General features: G+C 70.6%; 12 protein-coding genes and 2 pseudogenes. 7 read left to right on the forward strand and 7 right to left on the reverse strand.

Annotated features, from left to right (window positions below):
• The first annotated feature begins 137 nt into the window (after nucleotides 1-137).
• Both BBH68_RS43550 and BBH68_RS31230 read left to right on the forward strand, forming a co-directional pair.
• A complete protein-coding gene (locus tag BBH68_RS43550; protein ID WP_245738404.1) occupies nucleotides 138-275 on the forward strand; it encodes a hypothetical protein in 138 nt (45 codons plus the stop codon).
• The gene (locus tag BBH68_RS31230; RefSeq protein ID WP_065967093.1) at nucleotides 269-1,249 is read left to right on the forward strand and encodes an AMP-binding protein; all 981 of its coding nucleotides are present in this window, start codon (nucleotides 269-271) and stop codon (nucleotides 1,247-1,249) included. The genes BBH68_RS43550 and BBH68_RS31230 overlap by 7 nt, the downstream gene beginning before the upstream one ends.
• 51 nt (nucleotides 1,250-1,300) lie before the next feature.
• On the opposite strand, the gene BBH68_RS31235 is transcribed toward BBH68_RS31230, so the two are convergent.
• On the reverse strand, nucleotides 1,301-2,863 hold the full coding sequence (locus BBH68_RS31235; protein WP_065967094.1) for a glycerol-3-phosphate dehydrogenase/oxidase: 1,563 nt from the start codon (nucleotides 2,861-2,863) through the stop codon (nucleotides 1,301-1,303).
• Complete coding sequence (locus BBH68_RS31240) at nucleotides 2,860-3,459, reverse strand: TetR/AcrR family transcriptional regulator (protein ID WP_065967095.1); 600 nt, start codon at nucleotides 3,457-3,459, stop codon at nucleotides 2,860-2,862. The genes BBH68_RS31235 and BBH68_RS31240 overlap by 4 nt, the downstream gene beginning before the upstream one ends.
• A gap of 91 nt (nucleotides 3,460-3,550) precedes the next feature.
• On the opposite strand from BBH68_RS31240, the gene BBH68_RS31245 reads away from it, so the two are divergent.
• Together BBH68_RS31245 and BBH68_RS31250 are read left to right on the forward strand one after the other, a co-directional pair.
• On the forward strand, nucleotides 3,551-5,164 hold the full coding sequence (locus BBH68_RS31245; RefSeq protein ID WP_245738397.1) for an FAD-binding oxidoreductase: 1,614 nt from the start codon (nucleotides 3,551-3,553) through the stop codon (nucleotides 5,162-5,164).
• Nucleotides 5,165-5,166: 2 nt separating this feature from the next.
• Entirely contained in the window at nucleotides 5,167-6,042 is an 876-nt protein-coding gene (locus BBH68_RS31250; RefSeq protein WP_065967096.1) for a diacylglycerol kinase family protein, read from the forward strand.
• 812 nt (nucleotides 6,043-6,854) lie between these two features.
• Here BBH68_RS31250 and BBH68_RS31255 read toward each other — a convergent pair.
• A complete protein-coding gene (locus BBH68_RS31255; protein ID WP_065967097.1) occupies nucleotides 6,855-7,793 on the reverse strand; it encodes a MerR family transcriptional regulator in 939 nt (312 codons plus the stop codon).
• 841 nt (nucleotides 7,794-8,634) lie between these two features.
• On the opposite strand from BBH68_RS31255, the pseudogene BBH68_RS43555 reads away from it, so the two are divergent.
• Nucleotides 8,635-9,136, forward strand: a pseudogene (locus BBH68_RS43555) (hypothetical protein).
• A gap of 419 nt (nucleotides 9,137-9,555) precedes the next feature.
• On the opposite strand, the gene BBH68_RS31265 reads toward BBH68_RS43555, so the two are convergent.
• The 3 genes from BBH68_RS31265 to BBH68_RS31275 all read right to left on the reverse strand — a co-directional run bounded on the left by BBH68_RS31265 (nucleotide 9,556) and on the right by BBH68_RS31275 (nucleotide 12,804).
• Nucleotides 9,556-10,467 (reverse strand): phosphotransferase family protein, encoded by a 912-nt coding sequence (locus BBH68_RS31265; RefSeq protein WP_245738398.1) that lies wholly within the window; start codon nucleotides 10,465-10,467, stop codon nucleotides 9,556-9,558.
• A 43-nt stretch (nucleotides 10,468-10,510) separates the two neighbouring features.
• Entirely contained in the window at nucleotides 10,511-11,479 is a 969-nt protein-coding gene (locus BBH68_RS31270; protein ID WP_065967099.1) for a type 1 glutamine amidotransferase domain-containing protein, read from the reverse strand.
• Nucleotides 11,480-11,910: 431 nt separating this feature from the next.
• On the reverse strand, nucleotides 11,911-12,804 hold the full coding sequence (locus tag BBH68_RS31275; protein WP_065967100.1) for an oxidoreductase: 894 nt from the start codon (nucleotides 12,802-12,804) through the stop codon (nucleotides 11,911-11,913).
• A gap of 170 nt (nucleotides 12,805-12,974) precedes the next feature.
• Here BBH68_RS31275 and BBH68_RS31280 point away from each other — a divergent pair, with 170 nt between their 5' ends.
• A complete protein-coding gene (locus BBH68_RS31280) occupies nucleotides 12,975-13,913 on the forward strand; it encodes a LysR family transcriptional regulator (RefSeq protein ID WP_079151317.1) in 939 nt (312 codons plus the stop codon).
• Between the two features lie 189 nt (nucleotides 13,914-14,102).
• A pseudogene (locus tag BBH68_RS43560) lies at nucleotides 14,103-14,718 on the forward strand (IS5 family transposase); the annotation flags it as partial.
• Here BBH68_RS43560 and BBH68_RS31290 read toward each other — a convergent pair.
• Entirely contained in the window at nucleotides 14,710-15,198 is a 489-nt protein-coding gene (locus BBH68_RS31290; RefSeq protein WP_141713097.1) for a DUF5959 family protein, read from the reverse strand. The pseudogene BBH68_RS43560 and the gene BBH68_RS31290 overlap by 9 nt on opposite strands.
• Between the last annotated feature and the right edge of the window lie 99 nt (nucleotides 15,199-15,297).

Here is a 15,297-nt window from a genome sequence, read left to right on the forward strand (position 1 = left end):
GTCCGCGGGGAACCGGGTCGCTATTCGCCGGGACGGGAGAGGGCTCACCTGTTCCCAGCTTGACGACACCAGCGCCCGGGTCCGCCGTGCTGCTGCAGGCCAGGGACGTGCGGCCGGGCGATCGCATCGCGCTGATCATGCCCGACATCACCTTTTCCTCATCGTGTACTGCGGCATCCTTTCGCGCAGGCGGCGTAGTGGTTCCGATGAACCCGCTGCTGAGGGCCCGCGACATAGCGTTGACCCTCCGGGATTCTGGGCCCGCGTCGTGGTGACGTTCCCGCTGTTCACGGACGAGGCCGCGACGGCCGCGGCAGAGGCCGGCGCCGGGTGTCTGGTCACCGGCCCTGTGGGGTTCGGCGCTCTGATACGGGCTACCGCACCGGTGCCCGGGATCGTCGGCCGGGCGGAGGACGACACTGCCGTGATGCTGTACACCTCGGGCACGACAGGAACGCCCAAGGGCACCGAGCTGACCCACCGCAGCCTGATGGCCAACGCGGTCACCGTGGCCGGGACAGTGCTCCATGTCGGGCCGAACGACGTACTGTTCGGTGGCCTGCCCTTGTTCCACGTCTTCGGACAGACCTGTGCGCTCAACGCCGCCGTAGCCGCCGGGGCTGCGCTGACCTTGCTGCCGCGGTTCGAGCCGGCGAAGGCACTGGAGATCATGCGCCGGGACAAGGTCACCGTCTTCCTGGGCGTCCCCACGATGTACACGGCCCTGCTTGACGCCGGGATCCCCGACGGCTACCTCTCGCGGATGCGGCTGGCCGTTTCCGGCGGTGCTTGCTTGCCGGTCGAGGTACTGCGCGGCATCGGACGGGAATTCGGGGTGACCGTGCTGGAGGGCTATGGTCTCTCGGAACGGTCGCCGGTCGCTTCGTTCACCCCTCCGGATCGGCCACGCAAGGCTGGTTCGATCGGTCTGCCCGTCCGCGGGGTCGAAATGAAGCTGGTCGCGGACGATGGCATGGCGGTCGGGCCGGGCGGAATCGGTGAGATGGCGATCCGCGGCGAAAACGTGATGGGGGGCTACTGGAACCGTCCGGGTGCGACTGCGGAGGCCATCTGGGACGGGTGGTTCCACAGGGGCGATCTGGCCCGTGTCGACGAGGAGGGCTACGACTTCATCGCCGGCCGGAAGAAGGACCTCATCGTCCGCAGCGGATACAACGTCTATCCGCGCGAGGTCGAGGAGGTGCTCCATGCACACCCGCCGTCGCCGAGGCCGCTGTCGTCGGCGTGAGGGCGTCCGCCGGTCTGACAGGCCGGAGGAGTTCGAGGGGGTGATACGCGATCACACCCGGTCGGGGATGGCCGCCAGCGCCTCGTGGGCCGCGTCCAGGGCGGCAGTCCGGTCCTCGGGGACGAGACCGATCCGGGTACGGCGGTCCAGGAGGTCGGACTCGTCGAGCGCGCCTTCGTGCCGGACCGCCCACAGCAGTTCCGCCCGGGTGGTCGCAACGCCCTTGGCCACCGGCTGCGCCAGACGCGGGTCCGTGTCGGCCAGCGCCTGGATTGCGGGGGCCTCGGTGCCGTAGCGGTCGACGAGCCTGCGGGGCGCGGCCAACGCGGCCAGGACGGCCCGCGGGGCGGCGCCGACCAGGGGGAGGCGGGAGGTGCGGCAGCGCCGGGGCGCGTCCAGCAGGCCGGCGGTCAGCGCGGCGTCCACCGCGTCCTGGGCCATCCGGCGGTAGGTGGTGAGCTTGCCGCCGACGACGGTGACGACGCCCTCAGGGGAGGTGATGACGGCATGGCGGCGGGAGATGTCGGAGGTGCGGGTGGCGCGGCCGGTGTCCAGCAGGGGCCGCAGGCCGGCGAAGGCGCCCGCCACGTCCTCGCGGCGGACCGGCACGTCGAGGACGGAGCCCAGGATGTCCAGCAGGAAGCCGATGTCGGGCTCCGGCGCCTGGGGTACCTCCGGCAGCGCGCCGTCCACGGGCTCGTCCGTCAGGCCCACGTACACCCGGCCGTCGTCCTGGGGGATCACCAGGACGAAGCGGTTGGTCTCCCCGGGGACGGGGATGTGCAGTCCGGTGCGCAGCCCGCTCAGGCTCTCGGCGCGGAGCACCAGGTGGGTGCCGCGGGAGGGGCGCAGCCGGATCCCGTCGGTCAGCTCACCGGCCCACACACCGGTGGCGTTGATGACGGTCCGGGCCCGTATCCGGATCTCCTGCCCGGTCCTCTCGTCGCGGACGAGGGCTTCGCGGCCAGTGAGCGACAGCGCGCGGGTGCGGGTGAGCACCCGGGCGCCGTATCCGGCGGCGGTGCGGGCGATGGCGGTCACCAGCCGTGCGTCGTCGGCCACTCGGCCGTCCCATGACAGCAGTCCGCCGCGCAGGCTCTGCCTGTGCAGGGCGGGCGCGGCGGCCAGGGTCTCGACGGCGGACAGCCGCCGGGGGGCGGGCAGGGTGCTGCGGGCGGTGCCCGCGGAGCGCCGCAGCACATCGCCGGCGCGCAGTGCGGCCTGGACCAGGGCGGCGTTGCGGTGCGGGGTGAGGCCGGTCAGCGGCGCCACGAAGGGCTGGGCGCGCACCAGGTGCGGGGCGGTGCGCTCCATCAGCGTGCCGCGTTCCACCGCGCTCTCGTAGGCGACGCCCACCTCGCCGGTGGCCAGGTAGCGCAGTCCGCCGTGGATCAGCTTGGAGCTCCACCGGGAGGTGCCGAAGGCCAGGTCGTGGGCGTCCACCGCGGCGACCGACAGGCCACGTGAGGCGGCGTCCAGGGCGGCTCCGGCGCCGGTGGCGCCGAGGCCCACCACCAGGACGTCGACGGTGGTGCCCGCGGCCAGCTCCTCCAGTTCCCGCAAGCGGCGGGCGGCGGAGAGGGAGCAGCCGGGGTGGGGGGCGGCGGCGTTCATGGGACGAGGATCCTTTCCAGGATGTGGCGGGCTTCCGCGTAGAAGGCGGCCTCGTTCAGTTCGGGATCGGTGTCGTCGGTCATGATCTGCATCGACAGCGCGAAGGACTGGAGGATGAGCAGCAGGGCACGGGCCTGCCGCACCGGGTGGTCCTGCCGGACTGAGCCGTCCGCGTGTCCGTGCCGCAGGGCCTCCTCGATGAACTCCAGTACCCGGTCCTGGCTGGCGCCGCGGCGGTCGAAGAGGTACGGGAGCATCAGCTCGGGGTCGACGTCGAGGATTTTGCGCAGCAGCGGGTGGGCGCGCAGTGCCCGGAGCCCGCTGATCAAGGCTTCGGCCAGCGGGGGGTTCGTCGTTGCCGTGGGGCCGGGGTGGGGCATCGCGCCCACGGTGACGGCCAGCCATTCACGGGTCATGAGGTCGCCGACCAGCGCCCGGACGTCGGGCCAGCGTCGGTAGAGCGTCATCCGGGACACGCCCGCGCGGCGGGCCACGTCGGTCAGGGTCGTCCGCCGGACGCCGACGGCGAGCACGCAGTCGCGTGCGGCGTCGAGTACGGCGTCGTCACCCCGAACGGTGTTGCGTTTGGACGTCATCTGTCACAGTGTAACGGCGATGACGTGGCAGGCGAAGGTCGCAGCGCGCCACCGGCGTCACGTGACCCGCGCGGCGGAAGCGAGGAGTCAGATGGAGTTTGCGCAGATGCTGTGGAATGGCTGGGGCGATCCGGACCGGGCGGCGCCCCTGCCCGAGCCGGTCCTCGGCCTGCTGGGCGAACTGCTCGGTGTGCGGCCGGGGGACGGCCGCTCCGTCACCCTGAAGGCTGTGGAGCCGCCCGCCTCGCGGCTGGCCGAGGACGCCCGCCAGGCGTTCGCCGGGATCGTCGGGGCGGAACACGTGCGTACCGACCGCGAGAGCCGGATCCGCCGTACCCGCGGGAAGTCCACACCCGACCTGCTGCGCATCCGGTCCGGCGCCGCCGGTGACGCGCCTGATGCGGTCGTGCGGCCCGGCAGCCACGAGGAGGTGGTGGCCGTCCTGCGGGCCTGCGCCGCACACCGGATCGCGGTCGTCCCCTTCGGCGGCGGCACCAGCGTGGTCGGGGGTCTGGCCCCCCGCGGCCACGACGGCTTCATCTCGCTGGATCTGCGCCGGATGAACCGGCTGAGGGACCTGGACACCGTCTCCCGCACCGCCGTGCTGGAACCGGGTCTGCGCGGCCCCGAGGCCGAGGCGCTGCTCGCCCAACACGGCTACACCCTGGGCCACTTCCCTCAGTCCTTCGAGTGGGCCACGATCGGCGGTTTCGCCGCCACGCGCTCCAGCGGCCAGGCGTCGGCGGGCTACGGCCGCTTCGACGACATGGTGACCGCCCTGCGCGTGGCCACCCCCGAGGGCACCTGGGACACCGGCCGCGCCCCGCGCTCGGCGGCCGGACCGGATCTGCGGCAGCTGGTGCTGGGGTCCGAGGGCGCCTTCGGCGTGATCACCTCCGTGACCGTGCGGGTGCGCCCGCGCCCCGCCACCCGCGTCCACGAGGGCTGGCGCTTCGCCTCCTTCGCGGAGGGCCGCAACGCGCTGCGCGCCCTGGCCCAGGACGGCCCCCTGCCCACCGTGCTGCGGCTGTCCGACGAGACGGAGACCCTGGTCGGCCTGGCCGACCCCGCCGCCATCGGGGCAGGCGCCGGCTCGGACACCGGCTGCCTGGCCATCGCCGGATACGAGGGCAGCACGGAGGAGGTGACCGTCCGCCGGGAGCGCGCCCACGCCGCGCTGCGGGCCCATGCGGGCACGTTCCTCGGCGAGGAGCCCGGCGACACGTGGGACAAGGGCCGCTTCTTCGCTCCGTATCTGCGCGACGCCCTGCTCGACGCGGGGGCGTTCGCCGAGACGCTGGAGACCGCCGCGTACTGGTCACAGATCCCCGCCCTGTACGAGAACGTGCGCACCGCGATCACCACCGCCCTGTCCGGCGCGGGTACCCCGCCCGTGGTGATGTGCCACATCTCCCACGTCTATCCGGCCGGCGCCTCACTGTACTTCACCGTCCTCAGCGCCCAGGGTGACAACCCCGAAGCCCACTGGGCGGGTGCCAAGCAGGCGGCCTGCGAGGCGATCCTCGCCTCCGGCGGCACCATCAGCCACCACCACGGGGTGGGCACCGACCACCGCCCCTGGTACGCACGAGAAATCGGCCCCCTGGGCGTGGAGGTCCTGCATGCCGTCAAGGACCGGCTCGACCCGTCCGGCATCCTCAACCCCGGCATCCTTCTGCCGCCCTTGACGTCTCCCGGAGCGTAGCCATGCGCCACTTCACCGCCGTCGTCAAGCCCGCCCCGGGCGGCCCGGGCAGCCAGACCCTGATCCCTTTGGCCCGCAGGCTCCGCGAGGCGGGCGCGGACCTCGAAGTCGAGTACAGCCGCAGTCTCGGACATGCCCGGGACCTGGCCCTGCGCGCGGCCGGACGGGGCCGGGTCGTCCTGGGCGTGGGCGGCGACGGGCTGGCGGGCCGGGTCGTCGGCGCCCTGGCCGGGACCGATGCCGTCGCGGGCATCGTGCCCGCGGGCCGCGGCAACGACTTCGCCCGTGCGCTCGGGCTGCCCGGAGAAGTCCCGGACCTCGCCGAACTGCTGCTGCGGGCCCACCCCGTGAAGACCGACGCCATCGAGATCGAGTCCGCCATCCACCAGCGGACGACGGTCCTCGGCAGTGTGTACACCGGTGTCGACGCCCTGGCCAACCGCCACGCCAACACCTGCCGCGCCCTGGGCGCCGCCTCGTACTACGCGGGCGCGCTGCGGGCCATCACCACCTGGAAGCCCGCACGATACCGCATCACCATCGACGGCACGGTGCACGAGCGCACCGGATTCACCGTGGTGGCGGCCAACTCCGGCTACTACGGCTTCGGCCGGCAGATCGCTCCGAACGCCTCCGTACACGACGGCGTACTCGACGTCATCGTCATCCACCACGCGTCCAGGCTGCTGTTCTTCGCCATGATGAACGACCTCAAAACCGGACAGCACATCCGGCGGCCGCAAGTGGAGATCCTGCACGGACACCAGGTGCGCATCGAGGCCGACCGGCACCTGCCCTACGGCGCCGACGGCGAGGTCGAAGCGGACCTGCCGGTCACCGCGCGGGTCCTGCCCCAGGCGCTGAACCTGCTGTGCTGAACCCGCTGTGCTGAACGACAGCGACGACAACAAGACACAACACGCCGGCCGGACATCCGCATACCGTTCCCTCACCCCGCGCGGGACAGGAGGGACACAGCACCGGTTGCGAGGACCGGTGGAACGGCTTCCCGGGCAGGGCACCCCGGAGGCGCGGCGGAGTGAGGCACGGCAGCGTCCAACTGCAGACGTCAGTGGGTCCGTACTCCGCAACGCCTCCTTGGTGAGCTGCCGGGTTCGGGCTGGAGAATCGCCCGGCCGGGTTTTCCGATGGACTCTTCGTGGGGCCCGTGGCGGGCGGCGCGCCCTCCTGGGCTGGCTCCCCCGCGGGGCGCGGGCGCCTTTCCATGGCGCTTGCCGCATTCTGGCTTCGTTTCCAAGACGCCAGGGCGCACAGGCGCCTTCGATGCTGCGGCCACAGGAGTGTGGCGTATGGCTGCAGTAGCGGAGCGAGTCCCGCAACGAAAGTCCTTCACGGGGACCGGCGGATGGGACGGTTTGAGGGTGCGCGGGAGCGCGCCTGCGAGAGAGCCGGCCGGGGGCGGTGGGCGTGTGTCGCGGTGGTTACCGTCTGCTTTCTGACGCCCGGCCGGCCCGGTGGCGGGCCGGCGTTCCGCGACGGGGCGGGGCTGTCGGACGCCCTGGGCGGTCCTCAGCGTCGGACGGGGGCCGCTGCCCCGGCACTTCTCGCACGGACCCTGCGGGGCCAGGTGGCGTCCGCTGCCGTCGGAATCAGGCCGGCTGTGAGGGTTCGTTGTCGTGCGGACCGGGCTCGCGAAAAATTCTTGTCGGCCCCCGGCCTGGGCTGGGGGTCATCGAGCCGCCCGCAGGCGCAGGGCCGTGGCGGTCCAGTCGATCACCGGGGCGAGGCGTTCCGGTGCCGGCCAGCCGTTGATCAGCGCGAGCAGCTGGAAGTACTGGTCCCGGCGGGGATCGCTCGCGGCTTCCAGACGGTGCAGCAGCCACCGGTGCAGCCCGGTGTCATCGGGGCGGCCGTAGGCGAGCGCGCACTGGGCGGTGAGCGCTGTGACGACAGAGTCGGCCCGGGGCGAATCAGGGCTGATGCCGGACATCAGGGCGGGTCCCGCGAGATCACGGGCGATGGCGACCACGTCCGGGCGCGGGAGGGTGGGGATGCCGCCGGGCAGGGCGCTCACATGGTCTTCGGCCAGGCGCGCCACATGGGCGCGGAAGTCCGGATCCATGGACAGTCCGGCCAGCTCCACCCATGCCCTGACCTGCTCGTCGGTGGGGTTTTCGGGGAGCTCGGGGGTCATGGAGCGCCTGGCTGCGGCATGGTGGGAGTTACTGGGCGGACCGCCGAAGACAGTGTCGAGGAAGCCGTCGATCAACTGCCGGCGCTCGGCTGCGGACAAGGTGGCCAGGTGGTGCATGCGTTCCATCTCCTTTGGGGTGGGCTCACAGGTGGCGGCGGCCGCCAGCACCGCCCGCCGCAGACGCAGGACGCCGATCTGTGCGTCCAGCGCGGCGGCGTGTTGCGCGGCAACCTCGCTGAGCGTGAGTTCCTGATCCACGACCCGCCGGATCATCTCGAGGCCAAGACCCAGCTCGCGCAGCGTCCGCACGAGGGCAAGGCGAGCGACGGCCTGCGGGGCGTAGCGCCGGTAGCCGGCGTGAGTGCGGCCCGCAGGCGTCACGATGCCGCGATCCGAGTAGAACCGGATCGTCTTGACCGTCAGCCCCGTGCGCTGCGCCAGTTCACCGATCGAGTAGAGAGTGCCGCCGTCCATGAGCCCACCTTCACGTCTCCCCCTGCAGGAGACTCAAGTCTGCGCCCTACGCCTCCACCCCCTGCCCGCCCGTTGTTTATGGAAAGCGCGAACACCCCTGGTGCTGCCCTACGGTGACCACCATGGCAACAGGACGGAGGTCACCCCGGCTGAGGCCGGTACCGGGCGCCGAGAAAGGAGACGCGGCGCCTCCCGTTGCGCCGCGGGCGCAGTGGCTGACTGATGCCGGCAGCGAGGACGACAGCGGCGTGTTCTGATTCGCCAGCCTGCCGGTCACAGCCCTGAGTGGCGGATGCAGCAGGCACGGGCGGGAACCCAGGCGGTGATAGCCGCACCCAGCCGACCACTCACGCCACCGGACACCGACTGCCGAGGCCCGCCGCAGCGGCATCTGGTGACCTGACGTCCGTCCGGAGTGCGGGGACGTCATGGACGGCCAGGATCGAACATCTGGCCCCTGCCCCGGCGAGCTACTGCTCTCCCGGCTGCCACAAACGGTCCTGGCAGAGGCCGCGCACGCAGCCGTGCGCGGTGTAAGACCGCAACAGCTGGCGGACACAGGACCGCTCCACGCACCGGGCCGCACGCCCCTTCCGGCGACCCGGGGACCATCGCTGGACGGTGTGAAGTAACGGGCTTTACGTGCTTTGCAGGGCAAAGTGCTGGCAGCGGTCGGCTGGGCGAGGCCGGCAGGGAAGGGGCGTAGTAGTCCTGCGCGGCGGCGGACACCTGCGCGTGCCGGACCACAGCGGTTCCGGACGGTCCGCCCGGTGCCCCGTGGCCGACGAAAGGCAGGAGCTTCAGGCCGGCATGTCGGAAGCGGCCAGTAGCCTCGGGCGTCATGGGCATTGAGATCGATGTAGTGGTGGGTTACCCGATCAACGATGAGGTGGAGAGGGTGCTCGGGCTGGCGGAGGCGGTAGGCGGGCCCGTCACTGTCACATTCATGTGGGAGGGGCGTGAAGAGGCGGAACGCGTGGTGCTGGTACCCGCGGCCACGCTGGCGCTCTGGGAGCACTGGGCCCCCACCCCCTACCCCACGAGTAGCGCCGGAGAAGAACCAGGCTGCGGCGGACGAGCCGGAACTGGCCCACCCAGCGGAATACGGCGCGTTCACGCTTTTTCGCCGGCGTGCAGGGAGGCGCACGGCGGTTGCTCGCAAAGGCGTGGTGATTGCCGAACTCCTGGACCCCGGCGAAGCACACTGGCTCCAGGAGAAGGCCCACCACGTGCGCCAAAGCCTCATGGACCCGAAGCAGAAGGCAGCGTTCGAGAAGTTCCTCGCCCGGCAGTCATACCCCAATGCTCAGTCACGCGCCGACTCGTCCTTCGCTGATTCGTAACTGATCTCCGAGCCCTGCCCCGGTCCGCGAGAGTGGTGACACCCAGCCGCACCCGGCCACACCAGCAGGACACGTTGCACAGAGGGACCCCGACTCGCCTACGCGACCGGACCGGACATACAGCACTTGAACAACGTGACACGGTGGAGCGGATGGGCGGCCGCGACGCGGACCGGCATGGCCTTCCGCAACACCACAGTTCCAGGGCCGGGTCAGGCCAGCAGCGACGGCGTCAAAGCCGCTTGCACGGTGGCGGGCGAACCGGCTGGCACGGGGCGGGTCCGTAGCGGTACCGGCAATGCCATCCACTCCGGCAGCCGGTCAGCCCTGCAGGCCCGCAACCATGCGAGCGAAGGTTCACACATGCTCGGCCAGGGCCACCAAATTCCCCAGGGTCTGCCTCCCCGGACCGCCCTGGCTCAGTCCAGCGCGTCCATCAGAGCGATGACGTAGGCATCCAGCCGCTCCTCCACGGCTCTCGTCGTCAGCTCTGCCCTCCCTGCCTCCCGCCATGGCTGCGCCACCAACTGCACTTCTTCTGAGGACGCCAGTGCGTCCCGCACCTGCCAGTACAGCCGCTCGCTCGCGGTCGCGGCCAGGACCCCGCCGGCCTCCTCATACGCCTCGGCGAACCGCAGACCCCATGCCGGGCCGTGCAGCAGCGCGAGATTGACGGAGCAGTGCGCCACATCGAGATCCGCCGGGCCCCAGGAGGCCGCTGCCCAGTCGACGACGCCGGTGATCCGGGTACCTGCCGGCCTTGAGGGCTCCACGTCGAACAGCACGTTGCCGGGCTGGAAGTCCCGGTGCAGGAACCGCCCCTCATAGGGCGGCGCGGGGTTGCGGATCACGTCGGTCGCCGCGCCCCATACCGCCGCGTCGGCGCGCTTCGGAGTCACGACGGTGTCGGCGGTCGTCAACGCCACATACTCCCGGGGCCGCTCGGCGGGTCGCAACGCGTGGATCGCGACGAGTTGACGGGCCAGCAGCGGGACGCGCGTCTCCAAATCCTCATCATCGAGGACCGTCCGGCCCGCCAGATGCGTCATCAGGAGCGACGGATACTCGCAGTGCGCGGCGGTCGGATCGACCGCGACCAGTCCAGGAGCCGACACCCCGGCCCCCGTGAGCAGGGTCAGGGCGTCAGCCTCCCTGTTCAGCGAGTCCTCGGCGTGCCCCACGTAGAACGGGTCAACGAAGCTCCGCAGCACCAGGTCACGGGTGCCTCCGGAGGGCGTGCCGACGGTCAGCCTCCGCATTTCGGCAGTGATGCCGCCGTGCAGCGACTCGGTCCTGACGATCCGTTCGCCGACATCCAGGTGTCGGCTCACCCAAGCCAGTGTCAACGGTCGGCCAGCATCCGCATCATCGTGGTTAGTCACCGTGCCACCTCACCATCTGGACGGCGGCACGCGCGACGGCTTTATTGACGGCGATGGCCGTGCTGAACACCGGCCGGTGATCACCCATCGTGCCGGCACCGGCCGCCGGCGAAGGCCGGCCTCGGCTGCGGGCGGTTTTCCTGACAAACGGTGCCTCCGGAGGGGATGCAGCGGCAGGTGATGGGGGGCGGGGCCCTTGCTGGGGGCAGGGCGCGGGCCGCGACAATGCGGCCCGCGCCTGCGCTGAAGGGTGCCTCCCCTGTCGGCCAGGGCCTTCAGGGTGGCCTCGGCGGTGGCAACGCTGGCCTGAGGATTCTGACCGGGTGATCAGAATCCCGTCTTCGACGACCGTGCTGCTCCACGGCGCGCCGGTCGTGACCTGTGCGCCGCGCTCACGCAAGCGGCTCTCAACGAAGAAGGGAGTGTTCTCGCCGAGGCCGCCCTGACGCTCTTCTTCATCGCTGAAGGAGGTGAGGGTGCGGCCGGCGAAGGCGAAGCTTCCGTCCTTCGCGGTGGCGCTGAGCAGTGCGGCGACGCCATGGCACAGGGCCGTGATCGTCGTGCCTTCCGCGTAGGCCTCGTTGAGCAGGCGGCCCAGGTCTGCATCGTGTGCGAGGTCGGCCATGGGGGCGTGGCCGCCCGGAATGTAGAGGGCGTCGTAGTCCCTCATGCGCACGTCGGCCGGGGAGAGCGGGGCGGCGAGTTCACCGGCGATGAAGTCGAGGTAGGAACGGAACTCCTGGGCGTCGGCCTCTGACACTCCACCGCGCGCGTCGAGGCTGAGGGCATCGACGATCGGCCGGGCGGCGCCGGGGGTCGCGAGGTCCACCTGTGCTCCGGCGCGGCACAGTGCCTGGTGGGAGGCGGCGACCTCTTCAGCCCAGAATCCAGTGGGGTGGGTCGATCCGTCGGCCAGCGTCAGGCTGTCGGCTGCGGAGAGGACCATGAGAATCTTCGACATCGGAAGTTCCTGCTTTCTCGGGAGTGTGAACCGTCTGAGGCCACAAGAGCCGTGGAGGGAACACCGCGGTGATCCGGACAACGCCAGCGTGGTGGTCCGGACAACGCCGGCGTCCATCGCGGATCTTCCGATCATCCAGCGTCCGACGTAGGACGGAGGCCTGCCACCCTCACGACACCGTGCAGCCCCGTCCAGCTCACCGGGGGAACGCCCCACGACATTCCCTGCTTTGCACCGTGTCCGCCCCGCAGGGCAGCTGGCGGAGCCGGCGGGATACCGGAGGTAGGCGGGGCACGCAGGCCGAGCAGACCGGGAATGCCCCTCGGGGATGCCCCCGGGGATGCCCCGGATCCTTGGGGGACGTTCCTGGAGCAGGGGGCACTCCCCCGTCCCGCCTCAGTGCTCGGGGCCGGCGCCGGGCCCCGCCCGTCTTACTCCGCGTCGAAGTCGGTGCCCCGGCTGACCGCCTCCCAGGCGGCCGCCTCCTCGCCGGCGGACTTCAACTGGGCGGCGATGGCATCCGCCGCGTCGTTGCCCAGGGCCAGCCGCAGCGGGGTCCGCTCGGCAGCCAACGCGGCAAGAATCGCCGCGGCAGCCTTCTCCGGGTCCCCCGGCTGCTTGCCGTCACTGCCCGGAAGCCCCGCACGGACCGGACCGACCGTCTCCTCGTACGCGTCCAGGGGCGCCGACTGCCGCAGCGCGCCACCGCCGGCGAACCCCGTCCGGAACGCCCCCGGCTCCACAATCAGCACCTTGATCCCGTGCGGGGCCACTTCCAGCGCCAGCGCCTCGGACAGCCCCTCAAGCGCGAACTTGGTGGCCGAGTAGGCCCCCACCCCGGGGAAAGAGAACCGGCCACCCATACTGCTCATCTGCACGATGGCCCCCGCGCCCCGGCGGCGCATGTGCGGGAGCACAGCACGGGTGAGCGCGGCGGGGCCGAAGAAATGCAGGTCCATCAAGTCACGCAACTCCCGGTCAGTCGTCTCCTCCACGGCGCCGACCTGCCCCCGGCCGGCATTGTTGACCAGCACATCGATCCGCCCGTACCAGAGAATCACCTCCGCGACGACGGGACTGATACGGGCCGGGTCGGTGACATCCAGAGCGACAGGGACGAGGCGGCCGGGGTGCGCGGCGGCGAGTTCGTCGAGGGATCCGGGGCGGCGGACGGCGGCCACCACCGTGTCACCGGCAGCCAGGGCCGCCCGGGTGATCGCCTGCCCGAACCCGGAGTTCGCGCCAGTGATCAACCAGACCTTGCCAGTGGCGGAACGGGTGGGAGCGGTAGTGGGGGCGGGGGCGGTGCGGGCGTTGTCACTCACGGGGATCTCCAGGGTGGTTCCAAAAGCCGGCCAGGCAGCGGCCGGCGGACACCGCCGGGACGGCATCCCGGCGCGTGTGTCCATTACGGCCCCCACCCCGCCCCGCCGTCCAAGACACAGATCAACACACTCCATAAAGAACGTTTATCGCCGCTGGTTAAGCTCCCCCCATGGAACTCAGACAGCTGACCTACCTCGTAGCGATCGCCGAGGAAGGAAACCTCGGCCGGGCGGCAGCCCGCCTGTACGTGAGCCAGCCCGCCCTCTCCTACGCCCTGCGGAAACTCGAGGCAGAACTCGGCGTCCCCCTCTTCGACAGACACCCCGGCGGCGTCACCCCCACCCCCGCCGGACACGACATCGTGGCCGAAGCACGCCGCACCATACGCCAGGCCGACCGCCTCCTCGCCACCGCCAAACGCCACCAGCGACAGGAGAAGGCGGTACTCAGAGTCGGCTTCGAAGCAAGCGGCGCCGGCGAACTGACCACCCGGGCCCGTGCCGAGTTCGCCCGGCGCAACCCCGACGTGCGGGTCGAACCCAAACGCTTCGACTGGGGCCAGGAAGCCACCGCCCTACGCGACGGCCGCATAGACGTCGCCTTCGTCTGGCTGCCCGCCGACCTCACCGGCCTGCACACCCAAATCGTCCACACCGAACCCCGCGTCGCCGGCCTGCCCACCACCCACCCCCTGGCCGGGCGCGAGGGCATCAGCATCCTGGACGTCAAAGACGAACCCCTCCTGTGGACCGAAAAAGCACCACGCGAATGGGTCGACTGGTGGGCAGTAAACCCCAGACCCGACGGCTCCACACCCCACTGGGGCCCCAAAAACGACAACGTCGAAGAAATGCTCGAACAAGTCGCCGAAGGCACCGCCATCTGCTTCGCCCCCGCCAGCATGGCCCTCTACTACGCCCGCCCCGACCTGTCCTGGGTCCCCCTCACCGACATCGAACCACTCCAAGTCGCCCTCGCCTGGCACAAAGACACCCACAACCCCCACGTAACAGGCTTCACCCACGTCGTACACGAACTCACCACCACCCTGCAGGAAAACCAAACCGACAACCCAGACACAGAAAACATGGACAGCGCTGCAGGCTGAACCAAGGACACGAACAGGAACAACGACAACGCCGCAGCCCGAACCGCGGCCAGCAGACACCCGCGGACAGCGCTAAGAACTCCCAACAAAATGATCTCCGAGGTGGTTGGATCACTCCGGGACTGATGAGCCGGAGGTACGGGGTGGCGCGGCCGAAGCCGTGGGAAGTCGACGATGACCGGCTTCGGTTCCGGCATGACCTGCTGGCGCCGCCTGGCTGAATGGACCGAGGCCGGGGTCTGGCCTCGGCTGCATGAGGCTCTCCTCGCCGAGCTTCGCAGCGCGAACACCCTCAACTTTCCAGAGCGGTCACCGACGGCTCCCACATCCGCGCATGGAAAGGGGACCCACGACCGGACGAAGTCCTGTCGGCCGGGGTAGGGCAGGCAGCAAACACCACCTGATCACCGATGCCACCGGCCTCCCGCTCGCCGCTGTCCTGACCGGTGGCAACCGCAACGACGTCACCCAACCGATCCCCCTCCTGCTAGCCATGCCGCCGGTGCATGGCAAGCATGGCCGACCCCGGCACCGCCCAGACATGGCGCCGGCCGACCCCGGCTACGACCACGACAAGTACCGCCGCCTGGTGGGGCTCGGCGTGAAGCCGCTGATCGCCCGCCGCGGCCCCTGACACGACTCTGGGCCGGGCACCCAACACTGAACCCTGGAGCGCGCATCCGCCCCCCTGCACGGGTTCCGTCACCTGCGGATCCGCTGGAAGATCCGCGACGACATCCACGAAGCCTTCCTCACGCTGGGCTGCGCGCTCATCTGCCGGCGACGGCTTGTCTCCCTAACCTGACAGCATCGGAACCCAGTGATCCATCACGTGGCGCAGGCGCTGCCGGTGGCCGGCGATCCAGTTGTCCGGCGGGACGAGGGGGACCCGCACGGTGACCATGGACCCCGACTCGTCTTCCACAACAACCTCAGGACAGCCACGTTCGCCGTTGAGCTGGATGAAGATGGACGGCCCCCTGCTCATCTCCATCCAGGCCACGTCTACGCCGACGTCAAGCCGGTCCAGCGCGTCGGCCCAATCTTCCAGCTCCGAAGCCGACAGCGCGAGGTCAATACGGCCGGACACGAAGGGCGTCTTGACGACGATCTCGGCGTTCAGTCCGGCAGCCCACCTGGGGTTACGTCCCAGCACGCTGACCGTGACACTGTTCCCCTCGTCATCAGCAAGGGAGATGAGCTCCCTCGGAGGACCGACACCCATACCTGCCCTTTCGCCCGCGAGTCGTGAAAGATCCTCGCCTGGCCGGAGGACATCTTCCACCCCATTTTCGTTAGCAGTTCCAAGCCGGAGACAGGGACAGCGCAGCAAACTGAACCGGGGACGCGAACAGGAACCGGAACGGGGACGGCGGAGGGCGCT

It is taken from the genome of Streptomyces sparsogenes, from assembly GCF_001704635.1.
GTDB classification, from domain to species: domain Bacteria; phylum Actinomycetota; class Actinomycetes; order Streptomycetales; family Streptomycetaceae; genus Streptomyces; species Streptomyces sparsogenes.